At 39.0% G+C, this 14,339-nt stretch carries 14 protein-coding genes and 1 tRNA gene; 13 read left to right on the top strand and 2 right to left on the bottom strand.

Translation table 11 applies throughout. The features are described 5' to 3' along the window. Positions 1-94 precede the first annotated feature (94 nt). The 10 genes from leuS (at position 95) to ACED20_RS11765 (ending at position 9,932) form a co-directional block, all read left to right on the top strand. Positions 95-2,908 (top strand): leucine--tRNA ligase, encoded by a 2,814-nt coding sequence (leuS, locus tag ACED20_RS11810; protein ID WP_378104733.1) that lies wholly within the window; start codon positions 95-97, stop codon positions 2,906-2,908. Positions 2,909-3,148: 240 nt separating this feature from the next. Next, a complete protein-coding gene (locus ACED20_RS11805) occupies positions 3,149-4,012 on the top strand; it encodes a MotA/TolQ/ExbB proton channel family protein (protein WP_294199310.1) in 864 nt (287 codons plus the stop codon). Between the two features lie 55 nt (positions 4,013-4,067). Next, positions 4,068-4,676 carry a biopolymer transporter ExbD gene (locus tag ACED20_RS11800; protein WP_294199311.1) on the top strand — a complete coding sequence of 203 codons (609 nt, stop codon included), beginning with the start codon at positions 4,068-4,070 and terminating at the stop codon, positions 4,674-4,676. A gap of 12 nt (positions 4,677-4,688) precedes the next feature. After that, positions 4,689-5,270, top strand: a complete 582-nt coding sequence (locus tag ACED20_RS11795) for a biopolymer transporter ExbD (protein ID WP_294199312.1) — start codon at positions 4,689-4,691, stop codon at positions 5,268-5,270. 24 nt (positions 5,271-5,294) lie between these two features. Next, positions 5,295-6,137: an energy transducer TonB gene (locus ACED20_RS11790; RefSeq protein ID WP_294199313.1), complete on the top strand. Its 843-nt coding sequence runs from the start codon at positions 5,295-5,297 to the stop codon at positions 6,135-6,137. Positions 6,138-6,215: 78 nt separating this feature from the next. Then, on the top strand, positions 6,216-6,413 hold the full coding sequence (locus ACED20_RS11785) for a C4-dicarboxylate ABC transporter (protein WP_378104726.1): 198 nt from the start codon (positions 6,216-6,218) through the stop codon (positions 6,411-6,413). Further along, positions 6,403-7,278: a PstS family phosphate ABC transporter substrate-binding protein gene (locus tag ACED20_RS11780; RefSeq protein WP_294236347.1), complete on the top strand. Its 876-nt coding sequence runs from the start codon at positions 6,403-6,405 to the stop codon at positions 7,276-7,278. The genes ACED20_RS11785 and ACED20_RS11780 overlap by 11 nt, the downstream gene beginning before the upstream one ends. A 93-nt stretch (positions 7,279-7,371) precedes the next feature. Continuing rightward, positions 7,372-9,021: a tetratricopeptide repeat protein gene (locus tag ACED20_RS11775; protein WP_378104722.1), complete on the top strand. Its 1,650-nt coding sequence runs from the start codon at positions 7,372-7,374 to the stop codon at positions 9,019-9,021. Positions 9,022-9,101: 80 nt separating this feature from the next. Beyond that, positions 9,102-9,821 carry a bacillithiol biosynthesis deacetylase BshB1 gene (bshB1, locus tag ACED20_RS11770; protein ID WP_294220471.1) on the top strand — a complete coding sequence of 240 codons (720 nt, stop codon included), beginning with the start codon at positions 9,102-9,104 and terminating at the stop codon, positions 9,819-9,821. A gap of 35 nt (positions 9,822-9,856) precedes the next feature. Next, positions 9,857-9,932: transfer RNA gene (locus ACED20_RS11765), tRNA-His, on the top strand. 254 nt (positions 9,933-10,186) lie between these two features. Here the strand turns inward: ACED20_RS11765 and ACED20_RS11760 are convergent. Both ACED20_RS11760 and ACED20_RS11755 read right to left on the bottom strand, forming a co-directional pair. After that, positions 10,187-10,522 (bottom strand): DUF3276 family protein, encoded by a 336-nt coding sequence (locus tag ACED20_RS11760; protein ID WP_002976288.1) that lies wholly within the window; start codon positions 10,520-10,522, stop codon positions 10,187-10,189. Between the two features lie 99 nt (positions 10,523-10,621). After that, positions 10,622-12,283: an ABC transporter ATP-binding protein gene (locus ACED20_RS11755; RefSeq protein ID WP_378104717.1), complete on the bottom strand. Its 1,662-nt coding sequence runs from the start codon at positions 12,281-12,283 to the stop codon at positions 10,622-10,624. A gap of 89 nt (positions 12,284-12,372) precedes the next feature. On the opposite strand from ACED20_RS11755, the gene ACED20_RS11750 reads away from it, so the two are divergent. The 3 genes from ACED20_RS11750 to yajC are packed head-to-tail and all read left to right on the top strand — an operon-like array spanning position 12,373 to position 14,202. Continuing rightward, positions 12,373-13,278, top strand: coding sequence for a transcription antitermination factor NusB (locus ACED20_RS11750; RefSeq protein ID WP_294202249.1), 906 nt, complete (start codon positions 12,373-12,375; stop codon positions 13,276-13,278). A gap of 10 nt (positions 13,279-13,288) precedes the next feature. Beyond that, positions 13,289-13,813, top strand: a complete 525-nt coding sequence (locus tag ACED20_RS11745) for a DUF1573 domain-containing protein (protein WP_294222607.1) — start codon at positions 13,289-13,291, stop codon at positions 13,811-13,813. A 5-nt stretch (positions 13,814-13,818) separates the two neighbouring features. Then, on the top strand, positions 13,819-14,202 hold the full coding sequence (yajC, locus tag ACED20_RS11740; protein WP_294202253.1) for a preprotein translocase subunit YajC: 384 nt from the start codon (positions 13,819-13,821) through the stop codon (positions 14,200-14,202). Positions 14,203-14,339: the final 137 nt, after the last annotated feature.

The raw sequence follows: 14,339 nt of genomic DNA, 5'->3' as shown, positions 1-14,339 counted from the left end.
TTTAAAATCATTATTTTTGTGAATCTTGAATGAGGGATAAATTATAAAATAATCTGATTTCAAAAGTCTAACATATAATATCTATAATAATAAAGTGTTTTACGATCATCAGCAGATAGAAAAAAAGTGGCAGAAATACTGGGAAGAGCATCAAACCTACAAAACTTCCAACAGCACAGATAAACCTAAATTTTATGTTCTCGATATGTTTCCGTATCCTTCCGGAGCAGGTCTTCACGTAGGCCATCCGCTGGGATATATTGCTTCTGATATCTATGCGAGATACAAAAGACATCAGGGATTTAATGTGCTTCACCCGGTAGGTTACGACAGCTTCGGACTTCCTGCTGAGCAGTATGCGATCCAGACCGGGCAGCATCCGGCGATCACAACTGAGCAAAATATTACAAGATATGAAGAGCAGTTGAGAAAAATCGGTTTCTCTTTCGACTGGAGTCGTGAGGTGCGAACTTCCGATGCATCTTATTATAAATGGACGCAGTGGATTTTCATTGAGCTGTTCCATTCCTGGTATAACAAAGATGCAGATAAGGCAGAATCTATCCAGACCCTGATCAAACATTTTGAAGAAAGAGGTACAGAAGGATTGAATGCTAATCAAAATGATGAGCTTGATTTCACCGCAGAAGAATGGAACGCCGCTTCTGCAATAGATAAAGAAGATATTCTATTAAATTACCGTCTGGCTTACAGAGCAGAGACTACTGTTAACTGGTGTCCTGCTCTAGGAACGGTACTGGCGAATGATGAAGTAAAAGACGGAAAATCCGAAAGAGGAGGATTCCCGGTTTTTCAGAAAAAGATGATGCAGTGGAGCATGAGGATTTCTGCCTACTCCGAAAGATTGCTGCAGGGATTAAAAACACTGGACTGGCCACAGCCTCTGAAAGATTCCCAGGAATACTGGATCGGGAAATCGCAGGGCGCACAGGTTAAATTTAATATCGAAGGGCAGAATGAAACGGTAGAAGTTTTCACCACAAGACCTGATACGATTTTCGGAGCAACCTTTATGGTGCTGGCTCCTGAGAATCCTTTGGTGGAAGCCCTTACAACCGAAGCTCAGAAAACGGAAATCGAAAACTACATCGAAGAAACTTCCAAAAAAACCGAAAGGGACCGGATGTCTGACGTGAAGAATGTTTCTGGTGCCTTTACCGGAAGCTATGCCGTAAATCCTTTCAGCAATGAGAGAATGCCGGTCTTTATTTCGGATTATGTGCTGATGGGCTACGGAACCGGAGCAGTTATGGCCGTTCCCGCACACGATGAACGCGATCACCGTTTCGCCAAAAAATTCAATCTTGAAATCAAAAAAGTAGTGGAGACGGATGAGGATGTTCAGGAAGCTTCTTTTGATTCCAAAGATTCGGTATGCGTGAATTCCGATTTCCTGAACGGACTGAATTATAACGATGCCAAAGCATTCATCATTTCGGCTATTGAAAAAAGAGGAATCGGCCACGGAACAACAAATTACAGACAGCGGGACGCGATTTTTTCAAGACAGCGCTATTGGGGAGAGCCGGTTCCCGTATATTATAAGGATGGAATGCCTTACACTTTGCCGGTTTCGGCTTTGCCGCTGGAACTTCCGGAAGTAGAAAAATATTTACCGACTGAAGACGGTGATCCGCCATTGGGAAATGCCAAAACTTTTGCCTGGGATGAAATCGCTCAGAAAGTTGTAGATACTGATCTTATTAATGAAACCACCGTTTTCCCGTTGGAATTATCTACCATGCCGGGATGGGCAGGAAGCTCATGGTATTTCCTGAGATATATGGATCCGAATGACGATAAGGCTTTTGTGGAAAAAGAGCTTGCAGATTATTGGGGACAAGTAGACTTATACATCGGCGGAAGCGAACACGCTACCGGCCACTTGTTGTATTCCCGATTCTGGAACATGTTTTTAAAGGACAGAGGATATATCAGTCATAATGAACCTTTCCAGAAGTTGATTAATCAAGGGATGATTTTGGGAATGAGTGCGTTTGTATATAGAGTTGACGGTACTAATCAATATGTATCTAAAAGTTTGGCCAAAGATTACAACACCCAGCAAATTCATGTAGACGTATCCTTATTAAAAGGGACTTCTGATGAACTGGATACAGAGGCCTTTAAAGCATGGAGACCCGATTATGCCGATGCCGAATTTATTCTGGAAGACGGAAAATACATTACCGGCCGTGAAGTGGAAAAGATGTCCAAATCGAAATACAACGTTGTAAACCCGGATGACATCTGTGACGAATACGGAGCCGACGGATTGAGGTTGTACGAAATGTTCCTTGGACCCCTGGAACAATCCAAGCCCTGGAATACGCAAGGATTAAGCGGCGTTTACGGATTTTTGAAAAAATTCTGGAACCTGTACTTTGACGGCGATACATTCTCTGTTTCCGATGAAGAGCCGACGAAAGCGGAATATAAAGTGTTGCATACCTTAATAAAGAAGGTCGTTTACGATATTGAAAACTTCTCTTTCAATACATCAGTATCTTCATTTATGATCGCGGTAAATGAACTGCAAAAAATAAAATGCAACAAACGCAATATTTTGGAACCTCTTGCCGTTATCATTTCTCCGTATGCACCTCATATTTGTGAAGAGCTTTGGAGTTTACTGGGACACAACAAATCCATTGAGTTTGAAAAATTCCCTGTACTTAATGAAGAGTACCTGGTAGAAGACGAAATCCAGTATCCGGTAAGTGTAAACGGTAAAATGAAGTTTAAAATTTCGCTTTCTGCACAGCTTACCGCTAAAGAAGTGGAAGATGAGATATTGAAAGATGAAAAAATGCAGCAGGTTCTGGAAGGTAAAACACCTAAGAAAATCATTGTGGTGCCTCACAGAATTGTGAATATAGTAATTTAAATAAAATTTAACATTGGCAATTTAAAAAAAATGAAGGCTGAATTTTTTTAACTTTTTAATGTAAAAGCTTAAATTAAAAAATATTGCCAAAAAAAAAGAAAATAATTATAATATCGGAATTGTATTAAAATTTTGTTATCAAAAAAAAGCAAAATGTTTATTTAAGACTCTTGCATTTTAATTATTTTTGCCTTTAATTTACATCTTGTAAAATTTTAAAACAATATAATTTAGTTAAATATGGAAATGAATGTTTCAAAAAATGATGAGCAAGTAATTGCTAGAAAATCGGGAGGTCTAAACCCTGCTATTATTATTCCTATCATCTTTGCAATAGGAATTTGTATTTATTTATTCGTTCTGGGTAGTCCAGGAAACTTTAAAGATGCAGACAAACTTGGTGCAGGATCTGTTGCTTTCTCAGATGTTGAAGGAAAAGACATTCACCCAGAGTCGTTCTTAGGTATTATCTACAAAGGTGGTGTTATTGTACCGATCCTTATTACCTTCATGCTGACCGTAATCGTATTTTCCATTGAAAGAGCATTGGTTTTAGGTAGAGCTGCAGGAAAAGGTAACTTGGATAACTTCGTAATTCAGGTAAGAAGCCTGCTGAATCAAAACAAAATTGATGAAGCTTTGGAAGAGTGCGACAGACAGCAAGGTTCTGTTGGAAATGTTGTGAAAGAAGGTCTTACCACATACAAGGCTCTGTCTCATGATACTACGCTGAACAAAGAACAGAAAATGGTAGCGCTTAACAAAGCGATCGAAGAAGCTACAACGCTTGAGATGCCAATGCTTGAGAAAAACATGATGATTCTTTCTACTTTAGGTACTGTTGCAACGTTAGTAGCACTTTTAGGTACGGTAATCGGGATGATCAAGGCATTCTTCGCATTAGGTTCAGGAGGTGGTACTCCGGATGCTGCGGCTCTTTCTACAGGTATTTCCGAGGCCTTGATCAACACGGCTTTAGGTATTGGTACTTCAGCAATCGCTATCATCCTTTATAACTTCTTTACTTCTAAAATCGACGGATTAACTTATAAGATCGATGAGATCGCTATGAGCATCCAGCAGTCTTTCGCTGAATTTAACTAATCAGCAGAGAATTTGTCTAAGTAAAAAGAAGTTTAATTAAAAATCATTAATAATAATGGCGAGAGTCAAACCAAAAAGACATGGAGTAGTGACGGATATGACGGCAATGTGTGACGTTGCATTCCTGCTGCTTACATTCTTTATCTTGACCACTCAGTTTAAAAAACCTGATGTGGAGCAGATCAAACCGCCATCTTCAATATCAGAGAAGTTACTTCCAGATGCAAGCTTGATGACCATCAACGCAACTCCGGACGGAAAATTTTATTTCCAGCCGGTAGATAATGGATCGGAAAGAGTACAGCTTTTAGAGAATATGGGTAAAAAGTACGGCGTTACTTTTGACAATAACGAAAAAACTGCATTCAAAAAAGTACAGGCTATCGGCGTTCCTATGAACCAGCTGAAAAGCTATCTTGATTTGCCAGATGACGAACAGAAGAGTTTCAAGAGTCCTACCGGGATTCCTATGGATAGTACAAATAAGCAATTAGTAGATTGGGTAAAAGAAAGTTTGGCCGTTAATCCTGGTTATAAACTAGCGATTAAAGGTGACGTTACTACTCAGTATCCTAAAGTAAAAAGCTTATTTGAGGGTTTAAGAGATATTGATTTTCTTAAATTTTGGTTGATTACATCACAAGAAGGTAAACCTAATGAATAATATCATTTAGAAATGGCAGAAGTACAAGTACAGGAAAAAGGCGGGAAAGGCGGCAAGGTTCGATCCAAGAAGCAGAATACCCGCGTAGATATGACTCCGATGGTGGACTTAGGGTTTCTTTTGATTACCTTCTTTATGTTCACCACGACATTCTCTAAACCGAATGTGATGGATTTGGGTCTTCCGGCAAAACCGAAAGATGACAAGCAAAAACCACCTCCAACGGAAATTAAACTTTCAAATTCTATTTCTTTATTATTAGGAAAAGACAATAAGATATTCTGGCACCAGCAGGATAATACCTCTCTGACAGACCAGAATCTTAATGAAACAACTTTTGATAGAGAAGGAGTGAGAAAGGTGATTGAGCAGGCAAAAGCAAATGCGGCAGATAAATCCAAATTTACAGTGATTATCAAACCGACTGATGATGCCGTATACAAAAACTTTGTAGATATTCTTGACGAAATGGCCATCACGAAGAGTGAGCAGTACGGGGTTACCGATCTGAAACCTTGGGAGAAAGCTATTTATGACAGAAAAGTTGGTAATTCCGGAGCGGCTGCTGCTACAACAGCACCGGCTACAAAGTAATTTAAACCATAAAATTGTAAATCTATGGCAAATGAAAATGTATACGATTCTAATCTTACTTTAGATGAGATCGTATTTGAAAATAGAAACAAGGAATATGGCGCGTACGATTTAAGAAATCAGTATCCAAAACTTCTGACGAAATCTTTTATCATTGGAACCGCATTATTCCTTGTGGCTGCTTTGTCTCCATTTATTTATCTTACCATTAAGAGGCTTACCGCGCCGCCTAAACAGGAAGTGAAGGCAGACTTGGTAGATGTTCTTCAGGAAGATAAAATTATCGAGCAGCCTAAAGAAAAAGAACCACCTCCACCACCTCCACCACCGAAAGAGGAGAAGATTGAGGTGATTCAGAACGTAGTTCCTGAGCCTGTAAAAGCGCCGAAGGTTGAAACGCCACCGCCACCGATTTCCAAGCAGTTGGAAACGACGACAGGTCTTACAAATCAGGAAGGGGTAAAAGCTCCGGCATATACACCGCCACCTCCGCCGCCATCTACCGGTACCAGAGCTTCAACTGCCGAAGTTAAGCCTCAGGTTAATGAAAACCAAGTATATACGGAAGTAGAGCAGACTGCGGAATTCCCTGGAGGGATTAATGCTTTCCGAAACAAAGTTTCCAGTAACTTTGACGGTTCTGCAATGAATGGTGATGAAGGTACTGTAAAAACAGAAATTACTTTCGTAGTAGAAAGAGATGGAAGTATTACAGACGTAAAAGCGTCAGGGGGAAATTCAGATTTCAATGCTGAGGCAATCAGAACCATTAAGTCAATTAAAAACAAATGGACTCCGGCTAAAATTAACGGACAGTCTGTGCGTTACCGGTTCAGATTACCGCTGACAATGAACTTTGAAGGATAAATGTTATCTATCTTTTAAATAATATGAAAAAAGAGAAGCTTATGCTTCTCTTTTTATTTTTTTTGGTATTTTTGTTATATGATGTTCAATTGGTTATCCTTGGTTACAGGATTGTTTTACATCGTCCTTGGGGGCGTGGTGATTTTTTATAAATTCTTCTTTACAGTTCTGGAGCCGGGTGTTGCGTATGTATTAGGCACCCTTCTTATTCTTTACGGTATTTTCAGGATCTACAGAGCGGTTACAAAAATTAAAAATTCAGGAAATGAAGAATAATTTTAGACTGATGATACTGTTTTTCCTGGGTGTTATAGTATTGAATAGTTGTAAAAACGAAGACAAATCACCATCTTATCATAAAGGGGAAATGACGATTCTTACGGATGAATCTTTTAAAGGCGTTACCGAAGCTTTAGCGGAAGGCTATATGCTTAGCTATCCGGAAACCAAAATAAAGGTTTCTACGAAAAAAGAAGATTTGGGATTTCTTGATTTACTGAATGATAAAACAAGAATTATCGTCATGTCCAGAGATTTGTCTCCTGAAGAAATGAAAACTTATAAAGAGCGGGTGGACCGTAACTTTTTACCTGCCAGGTTCGCTGCAGATGCAGTACTTTTTATTGTTCCTAAAGATTCCCCAAAGAATAGTATTTCAATGGAGGAAATAACCAAAGGAATGCAATCTGATAACAAAGAATTCATTTTTGACGGGACTAATTCCAGTAACCTTAATTTTGTTGCACAAAAGCTTAATCAACAGCCGAAAAATTTAAAATTTTCTGTTATTCCGGGCAGTAAGAATATAATAGAGGAGTTAAACAAATATCCCAATAAAATAGGTGTTATCGGGTTGAATACCTTCAGTCGTCCTTATGATAAAGAATCGGAACAGCTAAGAAGTATGGTGAAAATTCTTCCTGTTGAAAATAAAGGAAAATTATACAGTACAGATTATGAAAACCTTCGAAACATGACTTACCCTTTTACCAGAGTTTTGTATTTTTTAACAAATGAAGGTAACTTTAATATTGCTAACGGTTTTATACGGTATTCCTGCACACAGCTTGGGCAGATGATTGTTCAGAAAGAAGGATTACAGCCTTATAACCTGTATAGGAGAGAAGTACAGATGCGTTAAAAAGTATTAAATTAATCCTTTAACCAAAATAAATATAGTATTTTGGTCTGGAAATTGTGTAAATATAAATCGGAATTTAGATTGAATTATAAAATGAAAGATATAATGAATATGAATGTAAAGAAGATTGCTTTGGGAGCCGCTGTGGTATTTTTTACCAATTTTGCTTATGCGCAGACCGTACAGGATGGTATTAACAGCGTAGACAGCGATAAATACGCTCAGGCAAAAACTAATTTTACGAACATGATTGCTTCAGCACCTACTGCTGAAAATTATTTCTATTTGGGAAATACATACTTGAAACAGGGAGAGCCTGACTTTACCGCTGCTACAGAAAATTTTAATAAAGGTCTTGCAGCCGACAGTAGAAGCTATCTGAATAAAATTGGTCTTGCTACCGTGAAGCTTGGAAAAGGGGATAAAAATGCAGTCGCTGAAATTCAGAAGATAGTATCCGATTCAAGAGAGAAAGACGCTGAAGTACTGTTCAGAGCAGCTGAAGCATTGACATTATTTGAAAAGAATAACTCTCCGGACCTTGCCATTCAGTTCCTGAATAAAGCAATCGAGCGAGCAGAGAAAAAAGGAGTTCCTGCTTACTACTACTATACTTTAGGAGATGCTTACCGTATCAAAAGAATGCCGGGAGATGCGATGACAGCTTATGACAAAGCATTGCCTCTGGCAAAAAATAAAGCTTCTGTATATACGAGAATCGGAACGCTATGGATGGCTGCGCAACAGTGGCAACAGGCTAAAACCAGTATCGACAAGGCAATTGCAACAGATCCTTCTTATGCACCGGCTTACAAAGCATTGGCTGCGTATGATATCAGATACCAGCAAAATGCTAAAGCGACTCAGGATTTGATCAATTATACGAAATATGCTGACGAAGATCCTTATACGCAGTTGGAGATTGCCAAACTTTATTTTACCAATGAAGATTACGCGAATTCTAAGCAGGTATTGGATAAAATTTTCGACAAAATCAATGATCCGATCAAATTTAAGCTCAGAGCTTATCAATTATACGCTGATGGCAAATATGCAGAAGCTAAACAAAATTTAGACAGTTTTATCTCTCAGGCTGAAAAGTCAAGAGTACAGCCTGCAGATCAGGGACTTCAGGGACTTATCGCAGCAGGATTAGCAAAAACTGAGACTGATGCATCTAAGAAAACTGCTTTGATGTCAGAGGCACAGCAAAAAATAGCTATTGCAAAAGCAGCTAAAGATGAAACCTTAAAGTGGGATTTGGAGTTAGTGAAAATTGCAGGAGGAGGAGCTTCTCAGGCTGATGTAGATGCGGGTCCTACCAACCCGACGATTGAAGGATTGAAACAGAAAGTTGCTGCCAATGCTCAGGATTCGGATTCCCTTTTCAAACTGGCAACGGCTTATCAGGATGCTAAAAACTGGAACGGAGCGATCCTTACATGGCAGAAGATGAATGCCCTTTTACCTGATTGGGCACCTGGTTATTACAGCTTAGGATATTCTTACCAGCAGGCAGGAAACAATGATGCAGCTAAAATGGCTTACGAAAAATTCATCAGTACCGTTAAGCCGGCTGATCAGGAAGCTAACAAGCAGACATTGGCATATGCTTACTTCGCAGTGGCGTATATGAATAAAGATTCTGATCCTGCAAAAGCAAAAGAATACGTAGCGAAATCAGTTCAATTAGATCCTACGTATCAGGACGCGGTAAAACTGAACGCAGAAATTAATAAATAATTTAAATTCTAAATTATAGATCATCAGCTTCCCATCCTAAGGTTTGGGAAGTTTTTATTTTAAATCTTATCTTTGAAAATATGAAAACAGATATACTTGCTTTTGGGGCGCATCCTGACGACGTGGAACTGGGGTGTGGCGGAACACTTGCCAAAATGGTTTCAGAAGGAAAAACCTGTGTCATCGTTGACCTTACAAAAGGAGAACTCGGAACACGGGGAAATGAAGAGACCCGGAAAGCGGAAGCGGCAGACTCAGTCAGAATTTTAGGAGTTGCGGCAAGAGAAAATCTTGGAATGAAAGATGGCTTTCTTGAAAATTCCGAGGACTATCAGATGAGGATCGTAAAAATGGTCCGCAAATACAGGCCGGAAATCGTCTTGGCAAATGCAATTGATGATAGACATCCGGATCATGCAAAAGGAGCGAAATTAGTGTCGGATGCGTGCTTTTTAGCAGGCCTGAGAAAAATTGAAACGGTTTTGGAGGGAGAAAGTCAGGAGGTCTGGAGGCCGAAGCATATTTTTCATTACATCCAGTGGAAAAATATCGAGCCTGAGTTCGTTATTGATATTTCAGACCATCTGGATAAAAAAATTGCTGCCTGTATGGCCTTTAAAACACAGTTTTATGACCCGGCTTCAAAAGAACCTCAGACTCCAATTACTTCAAAAGACTTTTTCGAAAGCCTGACGTACCGGGCTCAGGATCTAGGGAGGCTTTCGGGAGTGACTTATGCTGAGGGATTTACGTCTGAGAAGCTGATTGCATTGAAAAATTTTGACGGAATTATTTGGTAATTAAAAAATCTTTCCTATATTTGCACTCACAAAACGGTGATTGTAGCTCAGTTGGTTAGAGCGTCGGATTGTGGTTCCGAAGGTCGTGGGTTCGAGACCCATCATTCACCCAAACTAAAGTACACTTTTCAAAAGTGTACTTTTTTATTTTATATAAATTCAAGATTAAACGGATCAAGCACAAAAGTTGGGAACTAAGCAAAAAGTTTGGTTGATCTAAAAAGGGATCAACCAAAAAATTTGGCTAATCTGAATACTATAATTACATAAAAATATATTTTATAAGAGTGCTTTTCTGATAATCTTTTTCAGGCACAAAAAAAGCATCTTTTTCCAGATGCTTGTGTTTTTAGAATTATTCTTTTTTAAACTTCGTCGTCAGAATCGATCGTGTATGATCTGCTTTTGAAGTCTTTATCATGCTTTTCCGATATTACATCCTCACCCTTCTCGTTAATGATGAAATCTGTGGATTCATTAAACATCTCCTGAAAACTTTTAAAATCTTCTTTGTAAAGATAAATTTTGTGTTTCTCAAATGTAGCTTCTCCATTCTCTCCGAAATTCTTTTTGCTTTCGGTAATCGTAAGATAATAATCTCCTGCTTTCGTCTCGCGCACATCAAAGAAATAAGTTCTTCTCCCTGCTTTTAACACCTTTGTGAAAATTTCATTTTCATGGCGTTCCTTGTATTCACTCATTGTTAGATATTTTTTAATCTTGTTAGGAACAAATATAAAAGTTTTCTTTTAATCACAAAATTTTTTTTATGATTTATTTAACATTTGTGAATGAATAAGCTATGCGGTTATGGAATTGTTAATTTCGGTTAAGTTAAGGATTTTATCGGCCCGCTGTGCGCTAGACTCTCTGTGCGTGATGATTATAGAGGTAGCATTGCGGATTTTGCGGTCGATATTTTCAAGAATATTCTGTTCCGTTTCCGTATCGAGTGCGGAAAGGGAGTCATCGAAAATGATAATATTCGGGTCCTTAATCAATGCCCTAGTGATACATATTCTCTGCTTCTGGCCTCCCGAAAGCATGACGCCGCGTTCCCCAACCATCGTCTTGTACTGTTCCTTGAATCCCACGATGTTTTTGTCCACATCGGCTATTCTGGCATATTCAACCACCTTTTCATGGGAAGGATGGTCGATGGCAAAACCAATATTGTTTTCTATGGAATCGGAGAAGAGATAACTTTCCTGTGGAATATAGCCGATATAGTTCCTGTAATTTTCCAGATTATGCTCTTTAAGATTTTTACCGTCGATTAAGATTTGCCCTTCCGTAGGATCAATCAGGCGGCATAAGAGCAGGGCAATGGTAGACTTTCCGCTTCCGGTTTTTCCCATAATCGCCATAGATTCCCCGGCTTTCAGTGTAAAGCTTAAATTATCAAGTGCCTTAATTCCGGTATTCGGATAGATATAAGAAACATTCCTGAACTCGATGTCTCCTTTGATGCCGTATTTTTCAAAATTGGTGTTGACAATCTCTGATTTTTTATCCATAAATTCATTAATCCTTTGCATGGAAGCCTCAGCCCGCTGGTTCACGGAAGTCACCCAACCTACCATGGAGAAAGGGAAAATCAGGGTGTTAATGTACATGAAAAAGTCGGCAATTTTACCGATGCTAAGCTCTCCGGCAATGTATTTCTGGCCGCCGACCCAGATAATGGCTACATTCAGCAGACCGATCACAAATAAAATAATCGTAAAGAAATATGCTTCTGTTTTTGCTAAATCCAGAGCTTTGTCCTGATAATCGGTAACTTTCGCTCCATAATTTTTCTTAATGTAATTTTCCTTGGCGAAGAACTTCACCACCCGGATCCCGGAAAAGCTGTCCTGTACAAAAGTGGAAATCCCCGACTGGCTTTTTTGCATGATCTTCGACTTTTTATTGATGATCGAGCTTACTTTATAGATGGCAAACGATAGAACCGGAAGCGGCAGCAGGGTCCAGAGCGTCATCGAAATATTCGTTTTGAGCATATAGATCGCAGTGATGACGACCAGGACGATAAGGTTGGCTACATACATAACACCCGGCCCAAGATACATCCGTACCGCTACAACATCTTCACTCAATCGGTTCATTAAATCTCCGATGGTAGTTTGTTTATAATCGGTTAACGATAAATCCTGATAATGCCGGTAAATTCTGTTTTTCAGTTCATATTCGATTCTTCTTGAGGCTACGATAATCGTCTGACGCATCATAAAAGTGAAAAAGCCGGTGAGCAGTGAACAGCCGACAATAATGGCAACATAGATCAAAACCTGACGGTTGAAGCCAAGGTTTCCGTTTTTTGTAAGCTCGTCCACAGATTTTCCCACGAACTGCACTTTATAAATGTTGAAAAAGTTGCTGGCGATGATGAATAATACTCCCCAAAACAACAGGAGTTTGTGTTTAAAGAAGTACGGGTTTAATGTTTTTAGCGCTTTCATAAAGTTTTACAAAATTACGAAAATGTATCCGACTTCGAATTTCATAAATTTTAAATTTTGTATCTTTGCACCCATAAAAAGCTCTTTGAATGTTAGGAAGACGACAAATCCGTGAAAAAGTAGTACAGACTGTGTATTCTTATTACCAGAATCCTGTGAAGTTTGATGTGTTAGAGAAAAACATGTTCGCCGGAATAGAGAAAATCTATCATCTCTATATCTATGAACTGAATTTCCTGGTTTCCCTGAAAGAACTGGCCGAAAACCAGATCGAAATCGGTAAAAACAAATATCTGAAAACCGATGCCGATATTAATCCTAACCAAAAATTCATCAACAATCAGGTTTTAATTAAATTGGAGGAAAACCCGGAAAGGTTATTTTTCACAGGGCAGCACAAGCAATTGAAGTGGGACCTGCATGATGACCTTCTGGTGAAAACATTCCAGAGGATTACGGCAGGCAAGCGTTACCAGGATTTTATGAAGGAGGACGGCTATTCTTTTGAAGATGACCAGAAATTTATCGGAAAATTATTCTTAAGATATATCGCTGAAAATGACGACTTCCACGATTATCTCGGAGACAAGGAACTTTCATGGTATGACGATATCCACATAGCGAATTCCATGGTACAGAAAACCATCGGTTTCCTGAAAGAAGATGAAGAAAGCCGTACTTTAATTAAAATGATTAAAGACGATGAAGATAAGACTTTCGCCGTTAAATTACTGAGAAATACTTTGGACAGCTGGGAAAACAACGAAAAGAAACTGGAAGAAAGACTTGAAAACTGGGATCTGGAGAGGGTTTCTTTAATGGATAAAGTAATTTTATCAACGGCCATCGCGGAGCTGGACAATTTTCCTTTTACCCCTTCAAGAGTTATTATCAACGAATATATCGAAATTGCAAAAATATTTGCCACGGACCGTTCTAATATTTTCGTTAACGGTATTCTCGATAAATATTGTAAAGATTTAAATAGAATATAAATATTGAAATATGAAAAAGACATTATCAATCATCGCTTTGTCTGTAATAGCATTTGGAACGGTTTCCTGCAAAAAGGAAAATAAAGAAACTGCGGCAACGGAAACAGCGGTTGCACCAGCAGATTCCAGTGCTGTTACAACCCCTGCTCCTATGGGAGATTCAGCTGCTACAGCTCCGGTTTCAGAACAGACTGCTGCTGCTAACCCTGCTTCCAAACAGCCGCTGACAACAATAGCTCTTTCCGAAAGTAATTTCGATTTCGGAAAAATTAAAAAAGGAGATAAGGTTCAGCATGTTTATGAAGTTACCAATACGGGTAGCAATCCGTTGGTTATTTCTGAGGTAAAACCGGGATGCGGATGTACGGTACCTGATTTTACAAAAGAACCGATTATGCCTGGTAAAAAGGGAAAAATCACATTACATTTCGATTCTACCAACTTCGACGGAAATGTGAGTAAGTTTGCCGATGTATTTGCCAATGTGGAAAAAATGCCTATTAAATTAACGTTCACTGCGAATATTCAACCATAAAGATCATGAATCTACTATCAATATTTTTACAGGCTCCTGCCCAGGGAGGAAATTCTATGATGCTGATCATGATGGGAGTAATGTTTGTCGGATTTTATTTCCTGATGATCAGACCGCAGATGAAGAAGCAGAAACAGGAAAAAAACTTTCAGGAAAGCCTTAAAGTAGGAACCAGGGTAGTGCTTACTTCCGGTCTTCACGGAAGAATCGCGCAGGTTCAGGATGACGGTTTTGTGATCGAAACGTTATCAGGTAAACTGAAATTTGAGAAAGCTGCCGTTTCCAGAGAATTTACGGAAAACCGTTTCGGAGATAAGGCAAAAACTGCTGAAAAAGCGGCAGAGAAAAAAGAAGCGGAGAAAAAAGAAATCGACCTCGAGAAAAAATAATTTCCCGTTTTAAGATATCCGTTTCGGCGGGGTAAGCTTTGCTTACCCCGCCGAAACTTTTACAGGCATTCCATAGCAGTGCTCAGAGATACATCTTCTTTATAATCTAAGTGCATTTATTAATGAGAAACATTCGT

Source organism: Chryseobacterium sp. sg2396, assembly GCF_042610505.1.
In the GTDB taxonomy this organism is placed as follows: Bacteria; Bacteroidota; Bacteroidia; order Flavobacteriales; family Weeksellaceae; genus Chryseobacterium.
Note: the sequence above shows the minus strand (reverse complement) of the source record. Positions and strands in the feature narration are given on the sequence as shown.

What these genes read in the sequence shown, in the direction of transcription:
- ACED20_RS11805 (WP_294199310.1), top strand. Translation starts at nt 3,149, where the DNA reads ATGGAAATGAATGTTTCAAAAAATGATGAGCAAGTAATTGCTAGAAAA.
- ACED20_RS11800 (WP_294199311.1), top strand. Translation starts at nt 4,068, where the DNA reads ATGGCGAGAGTCAAACCAAAAAGACATGGAGTAGTGACGGATATGACG.
- ACED20_RS11795 (WP_294199312.1), top strand. Translation starts at nt 4,689, where the DNA reads ATGGCAGAAGTACAAGTACAGGAAAAAGGCGGGAAAGGCGGCAAGGTT.
- ACED20_RS11790 (WP_294199313.1), top strand. Translation starts at nt 5,295, where the DNA reads ATGGCAAATGAAAATGTATACGATTCTAATCTTACTTTAGATGAGATC.
- ACED20_RS11785 (WP_378104726.1), top strand. Translation starts at nt 6,216, where the DNA reads ATGATGTTCAATTGGTTATCCTTGGTTACAGGATTGTTTTACATCGTC.
- ACED20_RS11780 (WP_294236347.1), top strand. Translation starts at nt 6,403, where the DNA reads ATGAAGAATAATTTTAGACTGATGATACTGTTTTTCCTGGGTGTTATA.
- ACED20_RS11775 (WP_378104722.1), top strand. Translation starts at nt 7,372, where the DNA reads ATGAAAGATATAATGAATATGAATGTAAAGAAGATTGCTTTGGGAGCC.
- bshB1 (WP_294220471.1), top strand. Translation starts at nt 9,102, where the DNA reads ATGAAAACAGATATACTTGCTTTTGGGGCGCATCCTGACGACGTGGAA.
- ACED20_RS11760 (WP_002976288.1), bottom strand. Translation starts at nt 10,522, where the DNA reads ATGAGTGAATACAAGGAACGCCATGAAAATGAAATTTTCACAAAGGTG.
- ACED20_RS11755 (WP_378104717.1), bottom strand. Translation starts at nt 12,283, where the DNA reads ATGAAAGCGCTAAAAACATTAAACCCGTACTTCTTTAAACACAAACTC.
- ACED20_RS11750 (WP_294202249.1), top strand. Translation starts at nt 12,373, where the DNA reads ATGTTAGGAAGACGACAAATCCGTGAAAAAGTAGTACAGACTGTGTAT.
- ACED20_RS11745 (WP_294222607.1), top strand. Translation starts at nt 13,289, where the DNA reads ATGAAAAAGACATTATCAATCATCGCTTTGTCTGTAATAGCATTTGGA.
- yajC (WP_294202253.1), top strand. Translation starts at nt 13,819, where the DNA reads ATGAATCTACTATCAATATTTTTACAGGCTCCTGCCCAGGGAGGAAAT.